Here is a 243-nt window from a genome sequence, read left to right as displayed (position 1 = left end):
CGCCGTTTGCGGTCGACAGCACGTTCCGCGTCATGCAGTTCTTTTCCGCCTCGCTTTATTCGCTCGGGCACGGTGGCAATGACGCCCAGAAGACCATGGGCATCATTGCCGTGCTGCTCTATTCGCAGGGCATGCTCGGCGCGACTTTCCATGTACCGCTCTGGGTTGTCCTCACCTGTCAGGCGGCGCTGGCGCTCGGCACCCTGTTCGGCGGCTGGCGCATCGTCCACACCATGGGCTCGA

Annotated in this window: 1 protein-coding gene; it reads left to right on the top strand. The window is 63.4% G+C overall.

What is annotated here, in order from left to right; genetic code table 11:
- Positions 1-243 (top strand): inorganic phosphate transporter (locus EOB49_RS35705; RefSeq protein WP_164782023.1); only part of this gene is annotated, 243 nt, incomplete at both ends.

Source organism: Mesorhizobium sp. M7A.F.Ca.MR.148.00.0.0 (genome assembly GCF_003997735.1).
GTDB lineage: Bacteria > Pseudomonadota > Alphaproteobacteria > Rhizobiales > Rhizobiaceae > Mesorhizobium.
The sequence above is the reverse complement of the archived record's forward strand: the minus strand, read 5'-3'. Positions and strand labels throughout refer to the sequence as shown.